Below are 18,141 nucleotides of genomic sequence, written 5' to 3' on the forward strand. Positions count from 1 at the left end.
CACCACGCATTTAGGAGAGTCACAATGAGTCTGAACCCAAGAGATATCGTGGTGGTCGATGCCGTGCGTACCGCCATGGCCAAGGCCAAAAATGGCGCCTTTCGCAACGTGCGTGCCGAGAATCTTTCCGCTGCGGTGATGCAGGCGCTGTTCGAGCGTAATACCGGGCTCGACCCAGCCCGAGTCGATGATGTGATCTGGGGCTGTGTCAATCAGACCCTGGAGCAGGCCATGAACATTGCCCGCAACGCGGCAGTCTTGACCGGTATTCCCCATAGCGTGCCGGCCCAGACCGTCAATCGCCTGTGCGGCTCCTCCATGAGTGCGCTGCATATCGCCAGTGCCAACATCAAGGCCGGCATGGGGGATTTCTATATCATCGGTGGCGTCGAGCACATGGAGCACGTGCCCATGACCCACGGGGTCGACGTCAATCCCGCCGCCAGCAAGCATGTGGCCAAGGCGGCCATGATGATGGGCCTGACCGCGGAGCTTCTGGGCAAGATGCACGGCATCTCCCGGGAGGACCAGGATGCCTTCGGCGTGCGTTCGCACCAGCGCGCCCTGGCGGCCAACGATAAAGGCTATTTCGATAACGAGATCATTGGTGTGGAAGGCCATGACGCGGATGGACTTCTTCAGCTCGTGACTCGGGATGAGGTGGTGCGCGCGGATGCCAGTCTCGAGGACATGGCCAAGCTCAAGCCGGTATTCGATCCGCGCAGCGGCACCGTGACGGCGGCCACCTCTTCCGCGCTTTCCGTCGGGGCGTCCGCCATGGCGGTGATGAGCTACGAAAGCGCTCAAGCCCTGGGCCTTGAGCCCATCGCCAAGGTCGTGTCTACCGGCGTTGCCGGCTGCGATCCTTCCATCATGGGCTATGGGCCGGTGCCCGCGTCCCAGAAAGCGCTAAAGGCGGCCGGTTTGACTATCGACGATATTCAGAGCATCGAACTGAACGAGGCCTTTGCCGCTCAATCCCTGGCGGTACTCAAGGACCTGAAGCTGCGCGATCGCATGGATGAGGCGGTCAATCTCAACGGTGGCGCCATCGCGCTTGGTCATCCGCTGGGTTGCTCCGGTGCCCGCATCTGCACCACGCTACTCAACGTGATGCAACAGCAGGATACAACCCTGGGGCTGGCGACCATGTGTATCGGCATGGGGCAGGGGGTGGCGACGGTTTTCGAACGCCTCAAGTAAGCCGGCGTCGCTAGAATACCCAAGAAACGATCTGCCTGAGCATCAGTGAGATTGAAAAGCGCCATTCCCGATCCTGGGGGTGGCGCTTTTTCGTTTGAAAACGGTTATTTCGAGTGCCGGGAAAACTGTTCTGCGTAACAGGGCGAGGAGCTGAGTTCCGCACCGTCCGCTTGCGCGTTCTCTTCTCCCAGGGCTTCGAGAATGGCATCACGTAGAACAGGAAGGTGCGACTGATCGAGATTGCGAGCACCGCTGAGCAGAGTAAGACGACCTTCGCGACACCAACGCATCAACGGCACCAGACAGTCCTGGGCATCGGTCATTTCCCAGCGGTAGCGCCGGATGAACACGGCGTGGCTGATCTCTCCCTGCCGCCATTGCCGCCGCAGAATATTGGAAGGAGAAGCATCGCGATACCACTCGGTCAGCGATAGGGTTTCGCGTCGCTTGCCTCGGGGCCACAGCCGATCCACCAGTACCCGCGCACCATCTTCGGGATCGGCTTCACTATAGATTCGCTTGAGGCGGATATCGTACATGCTGCTGTCCTCATCTGACGCTTGCGCTTCTTGAATGTTTTTCTTGTCGTAGGCCTGTCGATATGACGTGCATGGCCCCTACGCCAAGATGCATTTGGGGTTTAAGATACCACTATAGTAAAGCGATGCGAGCATACTGATCGTATCAGGATGAATCTTTTGGACCCTGCCAGGAGGTCAATTTCATGAGTCGCGCTTTCGTCAAGGAAGACAGTGACGCGCCGGATACCCCGCCGGAGCGTGCCGTCAGCTCACTGCCCAATTACATGACCCCGACGGGCTATCGTGCCCTGCAGCAGTGGCGCGCGGATTTGATCGCCGAACGGAATGCCCTGCAAGAGGGTGATTTGCAGGCGCAGTCCCAGATACCGGTGCTAGAGCGGGACATTCGTTATTGTCAGGCACGCTTGCAGTCCGCCAAGGTCATCGAGCCACGAGACGAAGCGCCGCAGAAAGTGATCTTCGGTTGCCGGGTCAGCTTCACCGACGATGAGGACAGGGCTTATCAGTACCGGATCGTCGGCGAGGATGAGGCGCTATCCCAAGGCGATGGCGAGGCCTTGGTTAGCTGGGCCTCGCCACTTGGCGGGGCACTGTTGGGCTGTGAAGAGGGCGATGTGACAACCTGGCCGAAACCCAGCGGCGACATCGAGATCGAAATTACCGCCATCGCCCCCTGATCAGACCGTTTCTTCCTTTTCTACATGAATGCAGGCGACTTTTACCTTGGGGTTGATAGCCTCCAGGGGTGGATCGCCCTGGGTGCATTCTTCGGTTGCCATGAAGCAGCGCGGCGCGAAAGGGCAGCCGGGGGGTGGGCTAAGCGGCGAAGGTGGTTCGCCCTTGAGCTTGACCCGCTCCTTGCGCCGGTTGGGGTCGGCTACCGGGGTCGCGGAAAAGAGCGCCTGAGTATAAGGATGACGCGGTGTGGTAAACACCTCCGAGGCAGGCCCTGTCTCCACGGGCTGGCCGAAGTACATGACGATGACATCGTCGGCGATGCGTTGGACCACGGATAAATCGTGAGAAATGAACACGTAAGCAAGACCGAACTCATCCTGTAGATCGCTCAGCAGGTTCAATACCTGGGCCTGAATCGACAGATCCAGCGCGGAGACCGGCTCGTCCAGCACGAGAATCTTGGGGTTGAGCATCAATGCCCGGGCGATGGCGATACGCTGGCGCTGGCCACCGGAGAACATGTGCGGATAACGATCCGCATGTTCCGGGCGCAAACCGACCCGGTCGATCATCTCCAGGGCCTTCTGCCGTCGCTGCTCCGCACTCACATCGGACCGGTTGAGCTTGAGCGGCTCTTCGAGCATGGCGGCGACGGTCTTACGCGGATTCAATGAACCATAGGGGTTCTGAAAGATGATCTGCACCTCACGACGCAGCTCCCGGGGTGGGCGCTGCCCCTCCTTGAGCTCCACTCGCTGACCGTTGATGGTCAATTGCCCGCTGGTGGGTGGCTCGATCATCGTCAGAACCCGGGCCAGGGTCGACTTACCGCAGCCGGATTCGCCGACCACCGCTAGGGTCTGGCCGGGATAGAGATCGAAGCTCGCCTCGTTGAGCGCCTTGACCACCGCCGGGGGTGAGAAAGGGCCCGTCTTAACGTGATAATGACGCGTCAAGTTGACCGCATTGACGACGGCATCGTCACGCGGGGCACTATCCTGTTGGCGTTCTTGGCTTTGCATAACGGCCTTCATGAAGAGGTTATTATAAAGGGTGCTTTTACAGCGGGCGCATTCAAAGCGGATAGTGACACAGCGTCCGGGCTGGATCGTCAAGAGCTGGGCGTGGCTCCACCTCCCGGCAATGCTCCGTGGCATAACGACAGCGCGGATTGAACAGGCAGCCGCTAGGGCGATTGTGTTGACCTGGCACCACCCCGGGGATCGTCGGCAAACGATCTTGCCCGCCGGCCCGCTCCGGCAGTGCCGAAAGTAGCGCTTCGGTGTAAGGGTGCCGCGGATGGGCGAACAGCGCCCTCACTTCCTGGCGCTCGACCTGACGCCCCGCATACTGAACGATCACCTGTTGCGCCGTTTCGGCCACCACCCCCATGTCGTGAGTGATCAGGATCAAGGCCATGTCATGCTCCTGTTGCAATTGAAGCAACAGATCCAGTATTTGGGCCTGGATGGTCACATCCAGCGCGGTGGTGGGCTCATCGGCGATCAGCAGGCGCGGATTGCAAGAAATCGCCATGGCGATCATCACGCGCTGACTCATGCCGCCGGAGAGCTGATGCGGATAGGCATCGATGCGCTTGCGCGGATCGGGAATGCCGACCTGGGCCAATAGATCCAGGGTGCGCTCCTTACGCTCCTTGCGCGAGCCACCCCGATGCTGCTTGAGCATCTCGTCGATCTGGGTGCCGACGGTGAAGCAGGGGTTGAGGCTGCTCATCGGCTCCTGAAAGATCATCGACATTTCACCGCCGACGATCTGCCGCCGCTGGCGCGAGCTGAGCTGGCGCAATTCCTGACCGTCGAAGAGCATCTTCTCCGCAGTCACCTGAGCCGTCCAGGGCAGCAAGCCCATGGTGGCCAGCATCGAGACCGACTTGCCCGACCCGGACTCTCCAACGATGGCCAACACTTCGCCCTTGTCGATGGCGATATTGGCGTTCTCGACCGCCGGGAACAGGCCGCTGGTGGTGCGAAAGCGCACGTCCAGTCCTTCGATTTCCAGTAGTGCCATGAGTGTCTCGTCGCTTTTAAGAACGTTTCATCTTCGGGTCCAGGGCATCCCGCAGGCCATCGCCCATCAGATTGATCATCAGCACCGTCAGCAGTATCACCAGGCCAGGGAAGGTCACCGCCCAGTAAGCGCTGCCCATGAACTCTCGGGCGTTGGCCAGCATGGCGCCCCATTCCGGGGTCGGCGGCTGCACCCCCATGCCCAGAAAGCCGAGTGCGGCGATATCCAGAATGGCGGTGGAAAACGAGAGCGTGGCCTGCACGATCAACGGCGCCATGCAGTTGGGCAGCAGCGTGTTGAACATCAACCGAGTATGACCGGCGCCGGCCAGGCGACTGGCGATGACGTATTCGCGGTCCTTCTCGCTCATCACCGCGGCCCGGGTAAGGCGCACGAAGTAGGGCAGTTGCACCACGGCGATGGCGATCATCGCGCTGGTAAGCCCCGGGCTCAGCACCGCCACCAGCCCCAGGGCCAACAGTAGGCTGGGAAAGGCGAGCACCACATCCATGGCCCGGGTGATCAGGGTTTCGAGCCAGCCGCGAAAATACCCCGCCAGCAAACCCAGGAAGATGCCGACGACCATGGAAAGCAGCACCACCATGGCGCTGATGAATAGCGAATAACGGGCGCCGAAGATCAGGCGCGAGAGTATGTCGCGACCTACTGCATCGGTGCCGAGAATATAGTTCCAGGTACCTTCCGCGTGCCACACCGGCGGCACCAGGAAGGCCTCGCGATTCTGCAGGGCAGGGTCGTGGGGCGCGACCCAGGGCGCCAGCAGCGCGACGATGAGAATCGTGGAAATGAAGATCAGCCCTACCAGGGCGCCACGGCTGGCGCTGAAGTAGCCCCAGAACTCCGCAAACTGGTAGCGAAAGGTGCCCGGCGCTGAAGCGGTCGATGAAGTGCTCATGCCAGGCTCCCTAGTAACGAATACGTGGGTTGATGACGCCATAGGCGACATCCACCAGCAGGTTGACAATCATGACGATGAAGGCGATCAGCACCAGCCCCCCCTGAACCGCGGGGTAATCCCGGCGCGAGATGGCATCGATCATCCACTTGCCGATGCCCGGCCAGGAGAAGATCGTCTCGGTAAGAATGGCCCCAGCTAGCAGCACCCCGACCTGCAGGCCGATCACCGTGACCACGGTGATCAACGCATTGCGCAGGGTATGTACCATGATCACGCGAAAATTCGAGAGCCCCTTGGCCCGGGCGGTGCGTACGTAATCCTCGCCCAGCACCTCGAGCATCGATGAGCGGGTCTGTCGGGCGATCACCGCCATGGGAATGGTGCCCAGCACGATGGCCGGCAGGATCAGGTAGTGCAGCGCCGACAGGAAGGCCGCCCAATCCCCGGCCAACAGCGTGTCGATGGTCATGAAGCCGGTAACCGAGTCGACGAAATAGAGAAAGGAAATACGCCCGGATACCGGCGTCCAGCCCAAGGTGCTGGAAAAGAACATGATCAGCAGCAGCCCCCACCAGAAGATCGGCATGGAGTAGCCGGTCAGACTGATGCCCATGACGGTATGATCGACGGCGGTACCGCGCCGGGTGGCGGCAATCACGCCAGCGGGCAGGCCGATGAGAATGGCGAACAGCAGGGCGAATGCCGAGAGCTCCACGGTTGCCGGGAAGCGACTCATGAACTCGTCCAAAACTGGTGTGTGGGTGACCAGGGAGGTACCCAGGTCGCCTTGCACGAGATTACCGAGAAAGTCGAAATATTGCGCAAACACCGAGCGATCGAAACCGAGCTGGGCTTCGAGCTGGGCGTAACGTTCGGGAGAAATACCCCGCTCGCCGGCCATCAATAAAATGGGATCGCCGGGCAGAAGACGGATAAAAGCAAAGGCCACGATGGTGACACCGATGAAGGTCGGTATCAGTTGTGCCAGCTTGAGCAGAACGAATTTGAACATTGGGTCGTGTCAGTCAGGTCGAACGACGAAAAGAAGTCCGGACGATCGCGATGACCGTCCGGGAAATGGCACATTAAAAAGCGTTATTCGAGATCCACTCCTTCGAAGCTATGTCCTCCCAAAGGATCTATCGTGTAGCCGGTAACCTCTTGGCGTAGCGGCATAAACACCGTTGAATGGGCGATGGTATTCCAGGGCGCCTGCTCCTTGAAGATGGCCTGAGCCTCCTTGTAGAGTTCTGCGCGCTTGTCCTGATCGTCCAGGGTCTTGGCTTCCATGACTAGCTCGTCGAAGGGTTCGTAGCACCAGTGGGCGCGGTTGGCACCACCCACCGCATCGCAGCCCAGCAGCACGGCGAGGAAGTTATCCGGGTCACCGTTGTCTCCGGTCCAGCCGAGAATCACCGCGCCGTCACGATCGACATTCGCCGCGCGCTTAAGGTATTCGCCCCATTCATAGGTGACGATTTCCGCATCCACACCGATCTTGGCCAAATCCGCCTGCATCAGCTCCGCGGTGCGCCTTGCGTTAGGCATGTAGGGGCGCTGTACCGGCATGGCCCAGAGGTTCATCTTGAGATTCTCGACGCCGGCCTCCTTCAGCATCTGCTCGGCTTTTTCCGGATCGTAGGGGTCGTCCTCGATGGCTTCGTTATAGCCCCACATGGTGGGTGGAATCGGATTCTTGGCGACTTGGCCCGCGCCCTGGAACACCGCATCGATGATGGCGTCCTTGTTGACCGCCATGTTCAGCGCCTTGCGCACCTTGGGGTCGTCGAAGGGTTCCTGCTGAGTGTTGTAGGCCAGATAGGCGACGTTCAAACCGGGTTCCTCGAGCACCTGGATGTTGTCGTTCTGCTTCATCTCGTCGATGTCGGAAGGGTTGGGATAGGGCATGACATGGCACTCCCCGGCGCGCAGCTTCTGGTAGCGCACCTGGGCATCCGAGGTGATGGCGAACACTAGATTATCCAGAGGCTCCTTGCTGCGGAAGTAGTCTGGATTGGCGGAGTAGCGAATCGCTGCATCTTCGCGGTAATTGACGAATTGGAAGGGGCCGGTACCGATGGGCTGCTGATTGATCTTTTCCGGCGTGCCTGCCTCGAGCATCTTATCGCCGTACTCTTTGGACTGAATTGATGCAAAGTCCATCGCCAGGTTGGCTAGGAAGGGTGCCTCAGGGCGGGTGAGCTTGAATTTCACCGTGTGGTCATCGACCTTGACGATCTCGTCGATCAGTTCGCCCATGGACATGGCATTGAAATATTCGTAATTGCCGTTGTTGTGCTTGTAGTAGGCGTTGTCCTTGTCCATTTGACGGGCGAAAGAGTAGATGACGTCATCGGCATTCAGCGCTCGGCTGGGGGTGAAATAGTCGGTGGAATGGAACTGAGCGTCATCGCGCAAATGGAAAGTGATTTCCTTGCCATCTTCGGAGACTTCCCAGCTCTCGGCGATCCCCGGTTGCAGCTCGGTGGTGCCGGGTTTGAATTCGATCAGGCGATTGTAGATCGGCTTGCTGGAGGCATCGAAAGTGGTGCCGGTGGTGTAGAGCGAGGGATCGAAGCCCTCCGGCGAACCCTCGGAGCAATACACCAGGGTCTTGGCCATGGCCGGGGTCGCCCCGAGCGCAAAGGCAGCAATGCCGGCTGCCAGCAGTGTTCTTTTCATTGTTACTCTCCTGCAGGGTACGTAAGGGATTGGCACAGCCCGAAATCAAGCACGCTTCGGCACTGCGCCATGGCGGTAGTTTGCGGCTCCAACGAGCGTTTGATCAACTAGCCCTTTAGTTCAAGATGGCCATTGGCGATACGACCTTGCGTTCCATAACGCCAGGGGCGGTTATGCAGCCCATGCCCTACCGGCAGGCCGCTGAACAGCGGCAGCGATAAGGGGCGTAGCACCTCGGTGAAGATCGCTTCGAGAGACGTATCGCCGTAGGGGGAGCAGCCTTCGAAGGTGCCAAGGCAGATCGCACCGGCCTGATCGAAGGCGCCGGAATGCACCAGCTGCCACAGGGCGCGCTCCAGTCGGTAGAAGGGCTCACCGACATCTTCGAGAATCACCAGGGCGCCGGGGGGCGCCTTGAATTGCACCGGCGTTCCGGCAACGCAGGCCAGTGTCATCAGATTGCCACCGACTACCGGCCCTTCGAGATTGGTTTCTGGCGCCTGGGCATCGTCTGCGCCATACCGCTTCAATGCGAAGGGGGCGGGGGGCTCGCCCTGTAGCAGCCCCAGCAATTCTTGAATCTGGTTCCCGGCAACTTGACGTTGCTCCTTGGATTCGTGCTGCATCAAGGCTGCTTCCTTCATGACCGGGCCGTGTATCGCCGGCAAGCCCTGTCGATGGCATTGATCGAGCAGCACACTGATATCGGAGTAGCCGATCAAGGGTTTGGCGGAGGACAACCGCGTCCAATCGAGATGATCGACCAGCTGAGCGCAGCCGTAGCCCCCACGTACCGCCCAGACCGCCTGGGTCTCGGGGTCGGCGTAGGCGGCGTAAAGCCCCTCCAGACGATGCGCTACGTTGCCCGCAAGATAGCGCTCCGGCGATTGCAGCGTAGTCGGCACTCGGGCGTCGACGCCTATTGCTTCGAGCGCGGCGATGGCGGTATCGATGGTTCCAGAATCGGTGTAGGAGGCCGGGGCGACGATGCTGATGGAGAGCGACATGCGGGAAACTCTAGTGACGTGCTGAGCCGCTTATCTTGCCTGAATATCCGTACTGCCGGGAAGGTATCCGAGAATGGCTTTCGCCAATTCACAATCAGATCATGCCGCTGTCCAGGGCGGCGGCCATGGTCAGCCCCAGCTCCTCGACTTCATCGGCGAAGCCCTCCTGCCATTGTCCGTGCAGCAACAGCGGCGCCTGTACCCAGCGCCAGCCCAGGCCGGTCACGATGCTTTCCACCGCTCGACGTGTGCCGGTGCCATCGAGTCCGGCGCGGATATAAAGCGCGCAGGGCAGCCCCTGCTTCTCTTCCAGTACCGGATAGTAGCTGCGGTCGAAGAAATCTTTCAGAGCGCCGCTCATGTAGCCCAGGTTTTCGGTGGTGCCGAGCAAAATGGCATCGCAGGCCAGAACGTCGTCCGGCCCGGCATCCAGAGGAGCCTTCACCGCCAACGCGACGTTTTCAATATCCGCGTGGGTAGCACCGCGTTCGGCAGCCTCTCGGAGCTTGAGGGTATTGGGCGAGGGCGCATGGGCCACGATCAGCAGGCGTTTGGTCATGGAAGCAGCATGGCAGCTTAGCGTAGAGATAGCCAAGTACAGAAACATTGTCGGAGGGCTAGCTCCGTTCATGGGGTTGCCAAACAAGAAGTCGCGAAGGCCGATGGCAATGTTTGAGGGAACTATCGGTTCTTCTGGTCCCATTGCTGGATCAGCTTGTCATGGTAATCGCCGCGCTGTAGCAGTGGACTCAAATCATGGCCACGCTGCTGCAAACGAGTGCGTAGCAGACCAAGGCGAACGCATGCCTCTTCACGTTCTTCGCCATGATCCATACGCAGGATTAGACTTTCCACCTCTCGTATTTCCCGCGCCAACTCCAGTTCCGGCGGCAAGAAGCCCGAATTCTTCAGCAGCCGATAACCGGCACGCAATTCCGCAGGAATCATGCTGTCGTCATCGAGCAGTAGCGGCTTTCCTTTGCCGGGCAAATGCTCCATCTCGCCGTTCTCGATGGCTTTCTGGATGTGGGCTTCCGCTAACCGATCAAGCAGTGACACGAAAATTTACTCCTTCAAAGCAGTAATCCGAAAAACGATCTAACTATATCTACCAAGGATCAACAGCATCGCACAGTCTCACTTGGCGCAGTTTGCATCTGCAATCATACAAGCCAGCTTGGGCCAGAAGCGTCCATCGATTACGGATGAAACGCCTGAATATTGCTGAAAGACGTTACTTCTAATGCGCTCAAGGGCAGTCATTTCAAGCGATAATTACTTTTTTAATACTATTCCGCCTGTATTTTTACTTGTTTTTTAATGCTGTGGACAGTCGCCGTAATAAGTAACATTACGTTACTTGAAGTATTTTTGTGTTATCAACTGCTTTAGCAGCAAGGCGGCGATCCATGCATACGAACTCAGTGTCACTCTTCGAAGACGCACTTTCCAACCCGACGGCTGCATTTCCATCTCAGCATTTGCGTGCCGAAGATGAGGTTTCTGAAAACACGCGACTTACCAGCATTCAGTGGCAACGCTTTTCCGTACCTTTCGAGTACCCGGTGGCTTTTACTCACGGTCTTTTCAGGCAACAAAACCCGCTGCTGGTCGAGATGCTGTCGTTGCACAAGGAGGAGAAACAGCATCGCTGTCTGATCTATATCGATGACGGTGTTGCAACGGCCCAGCCTGACCTTGTAGAACGCATCCAGAATTATTTCAAGGCCCACGCCTCACGCATGAAGCTCGTGGAGCCGCCTCAGGTGGTGCCCGGGGGCGAGCAGATCAAGATATGTCCGTCACAAGTGATCGCTGCTCAAAAGGCTATACATCGTCTTGGCGTCGATCGCCATTCCTACGTGATCGCCATCGGCGGTGGGGCGGTATTGGATGCCATCGGTTTTGCGGCGGCGACGGCGCACCGTGGCGTTCGTCATATTCGTGTTCCCAGTACGGTGCTCTCCCAGAATGACAGTGGTGTTGGCGTAAAGAACGGCATCAATTTCAATGGTGTCAAGAACTTCATGGGCACTTTTGCGCCCCCCTGGGCCGTGCTCAACGACTTGACGCTTCTGGAATCTCTGGATAGGCGCGAGCGTATCGCGGGTATCGCCGAGGCAGTCAAGGTCGCGCTCATTCGTGACAAGGCATTCTTTGACTGGCTGGAGGCGAATGTCGAGAAGCTGAAAGCGTTTGATCCGGAAGCGGAAGAAACCATGATCCGCCGAGGCGCCGCGCTGCACATGCGACAGATTGCCCATGGTGGCGACCCGTTCGAGCAAGGGTCAGGGCGCCCGCTGGATTTTGGTCACTGGTCCGCTCACAAGCTCGAGGCCCTGACCGGGCACGAGGTGCATCATGGCGAGGCGGTGGCTATCGGTATCGCCCTGGATGCCCGCTATTCGGTGCTTGCAGGGCTGTTACCCCCAGGCGAAGAGCTGCGTATCGTCGAATTGTTGGAAGGGCTTGGCTTGCGCATCTTCCATCCGCAGTTGATCGAGCCGACGTCGGAAGGCGAGCCGGCCATACTAGCGGGCCTGCGAGAGTTTCAAGAGCATCTGGGAGGGGAGTTGACCGTGACGTTGCTTTCTGGAATCGGCCAGGGCATCGAGGTGAATACCATCGACGACAAAAGGGTCATGGAGTCCATTGCATGGCTCCAGGCACGAGAGGACAGCGATGCAACTGCCCAATAACCTCGGCCAGCTTACCTATTGCCTCAACATTCATCCCGCCCAATCCTGGGAAGAAGTACGCGCCGCGCTGCAAGGGCCGGTGCGCAAGGTCAAACAGGCACTTGCGCCGGAAACATCCTTTGCAGTCGGGCTTCGTTTTTCCGCCCAGGCACTGCGCTCCCTGGAAGAGCCGGCGTCTCGAGCCGAGCTCAAGGCGTTGTTCGCAGTGCAAGGCTATCGCGCATTGACCGTCAACGGCTTTCCCTATGGCGTCTTTCATGGTGCTCGAGTGAAGGAGGCGGTCTATCAGCCGGACTGGCGATTCGCCGAGCGACTCGACTACACCTGCGGTTTGGCATCACTAATGGCGGAGCTGGGATCGCCGGGCGATACTGTCAGTCTCAGCACGGTACCAGGGACGTTCAAGCCTTTTGGGCGAGGGGCCGAAGCCCTGATGGCGGACAATCTGCTCAAGGCAGCGGCACACTGTGTAGAACTTGAGCAGCGCACCGGCGTCACCGTGGCGATTGCTCTCGAACCCGAACCCTACTGTTTTCTGGAAACCATCGACGAGGCCATCGGTTTCTTCCACCGCTATCTGTATGCCGACACGGCGATACGGCATCTGACGAAGATGACCGGATTGACGGCAAGCCAGGCCGCCAGCGCATTGCCGCGTCATTTAGGGCTTTGCTACGACGTCTGTCATGCCGCGGTGGAGTTCGAGAATCCTCAGGCCAGCATCAAGGCGCTAAATGATGCCGGTATCCCCATTCACAAGCTGCAGTTGAGCGCGGCGTTACGAATCCCCAAGATCGACGCCGACGCCAGGCACGCGCTCGAGGCGTTTTGCGAGCCTACTTATCTGCATCAGGTCGTTGCGTCCGATCAGAACGGGCTGACACGCTATGCGGATCTACCCGAAGCCTTGGCCCGAAGCGCCGATGCGGATGGCGAGGAGTGGCGTATTCACTACCATGTGCCGATCTTCGTCGAGAAACTCGGACGCTTCGAAACGACCCAGTCGTTCCTGGCCGAAGTACTGGCGTTGCATCGCCGCAAACCTATCGCGCCGCATCTGGAAGTCGAAACCTACACCTGGCATGTCCTGCCCGAAGCGCTCAAGGGTGCAAGCGTGGAGGATGCCATCATGCGCGAGATGCAGTGGGTCCAAGGCCAGCTATGTGGAGAGGTCGGTTATGTTGAGAGAGCAGCTATGTTGAGAGAGCAGCCATGTTGAATTGGCGTATGTGGCTCAAGCTTGGGCGTATCTCGAACTTACCCACGGTATGGACCAATGGCCTGGCAGGCTGGGTGCTATCGGGCAATGGGTTCGAAGGCGCGGGACTGCTGCTTCTGATGATTGCGCTATCGCTGTTTTACGTGGGCGGCATGTTTCTCAACGATGCCTTCGACGCGGAAATCGATGCCCGGGAGCGTGCCACCCGGCCTATCCCCCAGGGCGAAGTGCCGCAAGGCACGGTCTTTGTACTGGGAACGGCCATGCTGGCCCTCGGCTCGATAGTGATGTTCACATTGGGGTTGTTTGCGGGTCTGGCGGGACTAGCTCTGGCGGCAACCATCGTGGCTTACGACGGGCTGCACAAGCAGATTGCCTGGGGGCCGGTCATCATGGGTGCTTGCCGATTGTTGACCTATGTGACGGCGGCCCTGGCAGCAGGTGGATTGAACTGGATGGTGTTGCTTGGTGCTGTGGGGCTTTCTTGTCACGTGGTGGGGCTGACCTACGCCGCCAAACAGGAGGCCTACGACAAGATCGGCAACGCCTGGCCGCTGCTGGTCATGGCAGTGCCGGTACTGATTCTGGGATTCATGCTGGCAGGCAATCTAGCCATCGTGTTGCTGGCACTCTATCTGGTGTGGGGCGGCTGGGCTCTCAGCCTGCTTTTCCGTCGTCAACCCGGAGACGTACCCAAGGCAGTGGTCAGTCTGATCGCGGGTATAGCGATTTATGACGCGGTGCTGATTGCCGGAACCGGGATGTTCGGTCTTGCCGTGTTGGCGTTGATTGGCTTTGGGGCAACCCTGGCGCTACAGAGAGTAGCGCCAGGGACGTAGTACGGACATTCAATCCTCGAATACATGCGCCAGTGTCAGCGCCTTGAAATCCGTCGCTTCCACCCCCCCCTCGGGTAGCAGATTCGCTTCCGAAGATATCACCAGCGGCCCGTCGTTCGGGTCGTCGGTGATGCGTCCATGAGAGCCCTTGACCAGCTGGGTGTCCTTGAGCGAGATGACATCGAGTAGCTGGCGCATGCCGAGCTTGCGCTTGCCCACCCGCCAGCCCGCGGCGAGCTTGGGTTGCTTGATTTTGGGATCGAAGAACAGCTCCACCGGGTCGTAGCCGGGCTTGCGGTGAATATCAACGGTGCGCGCATAATCCGGTGCGCGGGCATCGTCCAGCCAGTAGTAGTAGCTGAACCAGCGATCCGGTTTGGCGATGGCAACCAGTTCCCCTGCGTTGGGATGAGCGAGGCCGTTGGCTTCGATTCCCTCCGCATCCCAGACGCTTTCTACCCCTTCCAGTCCTTCGAGTAGCGCTTTGATCTCGGCAATCTTTGCCGGGTCCTGAATGTACACATGGGCAAGCTGATGATCCGCCACGGCAAAGGCCTGGGACGCACCTGGGTCAAGCTGCTCGCGCCCGTGTTCTTCCACGCGTACGGCGACATGCCCGGCTTTGCGCAGCGCGCGATTGATATGCACCGCATCCGTGGTGGGCGTAATGCCGTATTCCGAGACGACGATGACACGTCGGCCATCTCGCTCCGCGGCGTCGATCAGCTCACCGCAGAGCGTATCGATTTCATTGAGATCCTGTTGGATACGCGGATGAGAAAGATCCGGCCCCAGGCGCTGCAGGTTGTAATCCAGATGAGGCAAGTAGGTCAGGGTCAGGGTTGGATCGCGGGTTTCCATCATGTGCAGTGTCGACTTGGCAATCCAGTCACTCGAGGTGATGTCGGCCACCGGACCCCAGAAGGTGAACAGCGGGAACTGCCCCAGCTTGGCATCGAGTTCGTCGTGCAGGTCGGCGGGATAGGTGTAGTGATCGGGTATCTTTCGTCCATCCGCCGGATACATGGGCCGCGGTGTGGCGCTCCAGTCCGCGCTGGAGTACATGTTGTACCACCAGAACATCTTGGCGCAGGTGAAGTCAGGATTACGCGCCTTGCCGGCGTCCCAGATCTTTTCCCCATTGACCAGTCGATTCGACTGACGCCACAGCCAGACCTCCGACAGATCGCGAAAGTACCAGCCGTTGGCGACGATACCATGTTCGGCGGGCGTCAGACCCGTCACCAGGGTGGACTGTACGCTGCAGGTAACGGCGGGCGTTACCGTATTGAGCGGACGCATAGCGCCTCGCTTTGCCAGTGCGGCAAGGTTCGGGGTATGGGTTCCAACCATATTGGGCGCCAGACCCACGACGAGGATTACCAGTGTTTTATTCATCATTACGGCCATATCGAATGAGCTGAGGAAAATAAAATCATAAAGACACAATCCGATACACTAACACTTTTGAGTTAACTAAGGTAACATAGTGTTAATTTAAAAATACAATGATGTTAGGGCATCCTGCTGAAGCAGGGTGACTCGAAAGCTGAATACATTCGATACGAGTGCTGAGGTGAGTAATGTCTGAAAGATCGGTCGACCTGTTGCGCCACTGGATTCTGCGACAAGCAAAGGAGCAGAGGGCTTGGTTCGAAGAGCGGGTCAATGCGCTTACGGAGGGGGCTCCGGAACGTGAATTACACACGGTAATGGGATTGGCGCCGCGTCTATTGGGCAAGGAGGCGCTTGTCCTGTCGACGGAGGACCTCAGCCAGGCGAACAGTGCCCTGGAGGGCTGGCGGCCCGAAGGTTTAAGCCTAGACGGTGCCGCTAGAATCGTGGCTCTGACGATGTATCGCGGTGAGCGACCTTTTGCGGAAACCTTCAAGGATCTGAGACGAACCGCTGATGCTCGAGAGCTAGTGGCGCTCTATCGTGGCTTGCCGCTATATCCGGAGCCTGAAAGCCTGGCGTTCGAGGTAGGCGAAGGGCTACGTTCCAACATGCTGGGCGTCTTCGAGGCTATTACTCAGCATAATCCTTATCCTCGAATGCATTTCGATGAGCATCGCTGGAACCACATGATTCTCAAGGCGCTGTTCGTCGATAGCAGCCTGGCCAATATCGTGGGGCTCGATGAACGAGCCAACCCGGAGCTGGCACGACAGCTACTCGATCATATTCATGAGCGCTGGGCTGCAGGACGTACCATTTCACCTGAAGTATGGCGCTGCATTGGCCCTTATGCAGTTGAAGCAGGAGCGCTCGACGAGTTCGAGAAGGCGTTATCCGGGGAGCCTTCGGGACAGGCTGCCGCAGCGTTGGCCCTGGCCGATAATCCATCGCCACAAGCCAAGTCCTTGCTTGCCGCTCATCCCGAGGCTGCCGCTAACATCGCCAAAGGCCAAGCCGAACGGGTATCTATTGTGAAAAACGAGGTTGTCTGAGATGTTCATCGATCCGCACGCACATATGATTTCACGTACTACCGATGATTACGAAGCCATGGCGGCTGCCGGTATCGTTGCGGTGGTCGAGCCGGCTTTCTGGTTAGGTCAACCGCGCACCTTCGTCGGTACCTATGTGGACTATCTTTCCACCATCATCGGCTTCGAGCGCTTCCGGGCCGGGCAATTCGGTATTCGTCACTACTGCACGGTCGGGCTCAACTCCAAGGAAGCCAATAACGAGGAACTGGCCGAAGGCGTCATGGAATGGCTGCCGCGTTTCGCCTTGAAGGAAGGCGTAGTGGCCATCGGCGAGATCGGTTACGACGAACAGACGCCGCTGGAAGACAAGTATTTCCGTGCGCAGTTGGCGCTGGCCAGGGAGTTGCAATTGCCTGTCATGGTGCACACACCGCATCGGGACAAGAAGCAGGGTACTTCACGCTCCATGGATGTGTGCGAGGAGATGGGCCTCGACCCCTCCTGGGTGGTCATCGACCATAACAACGAAGAGACCGTGGACGAAACTCTGGATCGCGGATTCTGGGCGGGCTTTTCCATCTATCCCTCGACCAAGATGGGCACCGTGCGCATGGTGGAGTTGCTCAAAAAATATGGCAGTGAGCGCATCATCATCGACAGCGCCTGCGACTGGGGTATTTCCGAACCCCTGGCGGTGGCCAAGACCGCGAAGCTGGCACTGGAAAACGGCATCTCCGCGGAGACGGTACGCAAGGTCACCTACGCTAATACCCTGGAGGTCTACGGCAAGAGCGGTCAGATCAATGAATTGGATTGGTTGAACCCGCCGGAGATCGATCAGCGCACGCTATACGAGGGCAATTCCATCTTGCGCGGTGGCCGGGAACCGCGTATCGAAGCCCCCGGGTCGCGTAATCGGGACAGCCTTATCATCGAATAAAGATATTCCGCATAAGCTTTGCATGAGGCATAAACAGTAGCCCGCTATAAAGCGGGCTACTGCATTTAGATTCCACTCAATGTTTTATGCTGCCGCTATGAGGGCGCCGGTGAAGTACGCCCATAGAACAACTCCGAAGTAAGATCGTTGAGGCGCATGTTGTCATGCTCGCCGTAGGTGAGCACGGAATTGATGCGTGGTGTTTCTCCCTCCACCAGCGTGACTCGGTGCATGGCGCAGTTGCCGTGGAAGAAGGCGAGTGTGCCTGGCTCACCGGTCTGAACCTTGATTCTAGACCGATCGCCCTGAAGCACTTTTTTTACATCGTCAAAGCGTTCGTCGTCCTTGGTACGCAAGGCGGGTACGTATTCGAAATCGCCGCCCTGAGTCGCCTGTTGATACATGACGGTGATCGAGAATTCGCTATTATCGAAATGCCAGCCCAGTTCTTCGCCGGGGTGAAAGCGGGTAATTTGCAGCGCATCGAGTGGGTCGGCGCTGCGATACAGCACCGGTTTTTCCAGCACAGCCCCAATGAAGCGGGTCAGATCATCCGATTCATACAAGCGCCGTAGCGGGGCATCTTCAGGGATACAGTCATAAGCGATGCCATGCTTGGCGGAGCGTACCGGGTGGGCCAAAGGGTGATCCGGCTCGACGGTTTCATCGAAGGGCTTGAAATAGACGTTATGGGGTCTATCGCTCACCCAGGCCTTGCCCTCCAGTCGGTTGGCCAATTCCACCATTCTGGCCACGGCTTCAGGTTTGATAAAACCCTCGAGCGTGCAGCAGCCATCCTTGGCCAATTCCTTGCGACAGCTGTCGATCAGTGCCTTGCCTTCGCTGCTATCAATATTATGAATTGGATACTTGTCGAGATCGACGACATCGGCGTAAACCGGGCGATCTTGAGTCATTGTATTTAGCATGATGTTCATCCTTTTTTGACT

18 protein-coding genes are annotated in these 18,141 nt (G+C 58.4%); 7 read left to right on the plus strand and 11 right to left on the minus strand.

The window, feature by feature from the left end; genetic code table 11:
* Positions 1-24: 24 nt before the first annotated feature.
* Positions 25-1,203, plus strand: coding sequence for an acetyl-CoA C-acyltransferase FadA (fadA, locus tag H7850_RS17680; protein WP_227370809.1), 1,179 nt, complete (start codon positions 25-27; stop codon positions 1,201-1,203).
* A 104-nt stretch (positions 1,204-1,307) separates the two neighbouring features.
* Here the strand turns inward: fadA and H7850_RS17685 are convergent, their stop codons facing one another.
* The gene (locus tag H7850_RS17685) at positions 1,308-1,742 is read right to left on the minus strand and encodes a DUF488 domain-containing protein (protein WP_227370810.1); all 435 of its coding nucleotides are present in this window, start codon (positions 1,740-1,742) and stop codon (positions 1,308-1,310) included.
* A 185-nt stretch (positions 1,743-1,927) separates the two neighbouring features.
* On the opposite strand from H7850_RS17685, the gene H7850_RS17690 reads away from it, so the two are divergent.
* Positions 1,928-2,422, plus strand: coding sequence for a GreA/GreB family elongation factor (locus H7850_RS17690; RefSeq protein WP_227370811.1), 495 nt, complete (start codon positions 1,928-1,930; stop codon positions 2,420-2,422).
* On the opposite strand, the gene H7850_RS17695 is transcribed toward H7850_RS17690, so the two are convergent.
* The 8 genes from H7850_RS17695 to H7850_RS17730 all read right to left on the minus strand — a co-directional run bounded on the left by H7850_RS17695 (position 2,423) and on the right by H7850_RS17730 (position 10,121).
* On the minus strand, positions 2,423-3,445 hold the full coding sequence (locus H7850_RS17695; RefSeq protein ID WP_227370812.1) for a dipeptide ABC transporter ATP-binding protein: 1,023 nt from the start codon (positions 3,443-3,445) through the stop codon (positions 2,423-2,425).
* Positions 3,446-3,497: 52 nt separating this feature from the next.
* Complete coding sequence (locus H7850_RS17700) at positions 3,498-4,454, minus strand: ABC transporter ATP-binding protein (protein ID WP_227370813.1); 957 nt, start codon at positions 4,452-4,454, stop codon at positions 3,498-3,500.
* A gap of 16 nt (positions 4,455-4,470) precedes the next feature.
* On the minus strand, positions 4,471-5,370 hold the full coding sequence (locus H7850_RS17705; protein ID WP_227370814.1) for an ABC transporter permease subunit: 900 nt from the start codon (positions 5,368-5,370) through the stop codon (positions 4,471-4,473).
* A 10-nt stretch (positions 5,371-5,380) separates the two neighbouring features.
* On the minus strand, positions 5,381-6,385 hold the full coding sequence (locus H7850_RS17710) for an ABC transporter permease subunit (protein ID WP_227370815.1): 1,005 nt from the start codon (positions 6,383-6,385) through the stop codon (positions 5,381-5,383).
* Between the two features lie 83 nt (positions 6,386-6,468).
* Entirely contained in the window at positions 6,469-8,055 is a 1,587-nt protein-coding gene (locus tag H7850_RS17715; RefSeq protein WP_227370816.1) for an ABC transporter substrate-binding protein, read from the minus strand.
* 107 nt (positions 8,056-8,162) lie between these two features.
* Positions 8,163-9,062 carry a S66 peptidase family protein gene (locus H7850_RS17720; protein WP_227370817.1) on the minus strand — a complete coding sequence of 300 codons (900 nt, stop codon included), beginning with the start codon at positions 9,060-9,062 and terminating at the stop codon, positions 8,163-8,165.
* A gap of 94 nt (positions 9,063-9,156) precedes the next feature.
* Positions 9,157-9,621: a flavodoxin family protein gene (locus H7850_RS17725; protein ID WP_227370818.1), complete on the minus strand. Its 465-nt coding sequence runs from the start codon at positions 9,619-9,621 to the stop codon at positions 9,157-9,159.
* Between the two features lie 122 nt (positions 9,622-9,743).
* Positions 9,744-10,121: a DnaJ family domain-containing protein gene (locus H7850_RS17730; protein WP_227370819.1), complete on the minus strand. Its 378-nt coding sequence runs from the start codon at positions 10,119-10,121 to the stop codon at positions 9,744-9,746.
* Between the two features lie 350 nt (positions 10,122-10,471).
* On the opposite strand from H7850_RS17730, the gene H7850_RS17735 reads away from it, so the two are divergent.
* Genes H7850_RS17735 through H7850_RS17745 form a run of 3 tightly spaced genes read left to right on the plus strand, consistent with a single transcriptional unit; the run spans position 10,472 to position 13,819 of the window.
* Positions 10,472-11,761 (plus strand): 3-dehydroquinate synthase, encoded by a 1,290-nt coding sequence (locus tag H7850_RS17735; protein WP_227370820.1) that lies wholly within the window; start codon positions 10,472-10,474, stop codon positions 11,759-11,761.
* Positions 11,745-12,980 carry a metabolite traffic protein EboE gene (gene eboE, locus H7850_RS17740; protein WP_227370821.1) on the plus strand — a complete coding sequence of 412 codons (1,236 nt, stop codon included), beginning with the start codon at positions 11,745-11,747 and terminating at the stop codon, positions 12,978-12,980. The genes H7850_RS17735 and eboE overlap by 17 nt, the downstream gene beginning before the upstream one ends.
* Complete coding sequence (locus H7850_RS17745) at positions 12,974-13,819, plus strand: UbiA family prenyltransferase (RefSeq protein ID WP_227370822.1); 846 nt, start codon at positions 12,974-12,976, stop codon at positions 13,817-13,819. Before eboE ends, H7850_RS17745 begins: the two co-directional genes overlap by 7 nt.
* 9 nt (positions 13,820-13,828) lie before the next feature.
* On the opposite strand, the gene H7850_RS17750 is transcribed toward H7850_RS17745, so the two are convergent.
* On the minus strand, positions 13,829-15,217 hold the full coding sequence (locus tag H7850_RS17750; RefSeq protein WP_227370823.1) for an alkaline phosphatase family protein: 1,389 nt from the start codon (positions 15,215-15,217) through the stop codon (positions 13,829-13,831).
* Between the two features lie 185 nt (positions 15,218-15,402).
* Between H7850_RS17750 and H7850_RS17755 the strand changes: the two genes are divergently transcribed.
* A complete protein-coding gene (locus H7850_RS17755; protein WP_227370824.1) occupies positions 15,403-16,269 on the plus strand; it encodes an EboA domain-containing protein in 867 nt (288 codons plus the stop codon).
* Position 16,270: 1 nt separating this feature from the next.
* Positions 16,271-17,191 (plus strand): TatD family hydrolase, encoded by a 921-nt coding sequence (locus tag H7850_RS17760; protein ID WP_227370825.1) that lies wholly within the window; start codon positions 16,271-16,273, stop codon positions 17,189-17,191.
* 95 nt (positions 17,192-17,286) lie between these two features.
* Here the strand turns inward: H7850_RS17760 and H7850_RS17765 are convergent, their stop codons facing one another.
* Complete coding sequence (locus tag H7850_RS17765; protein ID WP_227370826.1) at positions 17,287-18,120, minus strand: hypothetical protein; 834 nt, start codon at positions 18,118-18,120, stop codon at positions 17,287-17,289.
* Positions 18,121-18,141 lie beyond the last annotated feature (21 nt).

Origin of the sequence: Halomonas sp. M20 (genome assembly GCF_020622265.1) — a bacterium.
In the GTDB taxonomy this organism is placed as follows: Bacteria; Pseudomonadota; Gammaproteobacteria; order Pseudomonadales; family Halomonadaceae; genus Modicisalibacter.

Coding starts and splice junctions, on each gene's coding strand:
- fadA (WP_227370809.1), top strand. CDS start 25: ATGAGTCTGAACCCAAGAGATATCGTGGTGGTCGATGCCGTGCGTACC.
- H7850_RS17685 (WP_227370810.1), bottom strand. CDS start 1,742: ATGTACGATATCCGCCTCAAGCGAATCTATAGTGAAGCCGATCCCGAA.
- H7850_RS17690 (WP_227370811.1), top strand. CDS start 1,928: ATGAGTCGCGCTTTCGTCAAGGAAGACAGTGACGCGCCGGATACCCCG.
- H7850_RS17695 (WP_227370812.1), bottom strand. CDS start 3,445: ATGCAAAGCCAAGAACGCCAACAGGATAGTGCCCCGCGTGACGATGCC.
- H7850_RS17700 (WP_227370813.1), bottom strand. CDS start 4,454: ATGGCACTACTGGAAATCGAAGGACTGGACGTGCGCTTTCGCACCACC.
- H7850_RS17705 (WP_227370814.1), bottom strand. CDS start 5,370: ATGAGCACTTCATCGACCGCTTCAGCGCCGGGCACCTTTCGCTACCAG.
- H7850_RS17710 (WP_227370815.1), bottom strand. CDS start 6,385: ATGTTCAAATTCGTTCTGCTCAAGCTGGCACAACTGATACCGACCTTC.
- H7850_RS17715 (WP_227370816.1), bottom strand. CDS start 8,055: ATGAAAAGAACACTGCTGGCAGCCGGCATTGCTGCCTTTGCGCTCGGG.
- H7850_RS17720 (WP_227370817.1), bottom strand. CDS start 9,062: ATGTCGCTCTCCATCAGCATCGTCGCCCCGGCCTCCTACACCGATTCT.
- H7850_RS17725 (WP_227370818.1), bottom strand. CDS start 9,621: ATGACCAAACGCCTGCTGATCGTGGCCCATGCGCCCTCGCCCAATACC.
- H7850_RS17735 (WP_227370820.1), top strand. CDS start 10,472: ATGCATACGAACTCAGTGTCACTCTTCGAAGACGCACTTTCCAACCCG.
- eboE (WP_227370821.1), top strand. CDS start 11,745: ATGCAACTGCCCAATAACCTCGGCCAGCTTACCTATTGCCTCAACATT.
- H7850_RS17745 (WP_227370822.1), top strand. CDS start 12,974: ATGTTGAATTGGCGTATGTGGCTCAAGCTTGGGCGTATCTCGAACTTA.
- H7850_RS17750 (WP_227370823.1), bottom strand. CDS start 15,217: ATGAATAAAACACTGGTAATCCTCGTCGTGGGTCTGGCGCCCAATATG.
- H7850_RS17755 (WP_227370824.1), top strand. CDS start 15,403: ATGTCTGAAAGATCGGTCGACCTGTTGCGCCACTGGATTCTGCGACAA.
- H7850_RS17760 (WP_227370825.1), top strand. CDS start 16,271: ATGTTCATCGATCCGCACGCACATATGATTTCACGTACTACCGATGAT.
- H7850_RS17765 (WP_227370826.1), bottom strand. CDS start 18,120: ATGCTAAATACAATGACTCAAGATCGCCCGGTTTACGCCGATGTCGTC.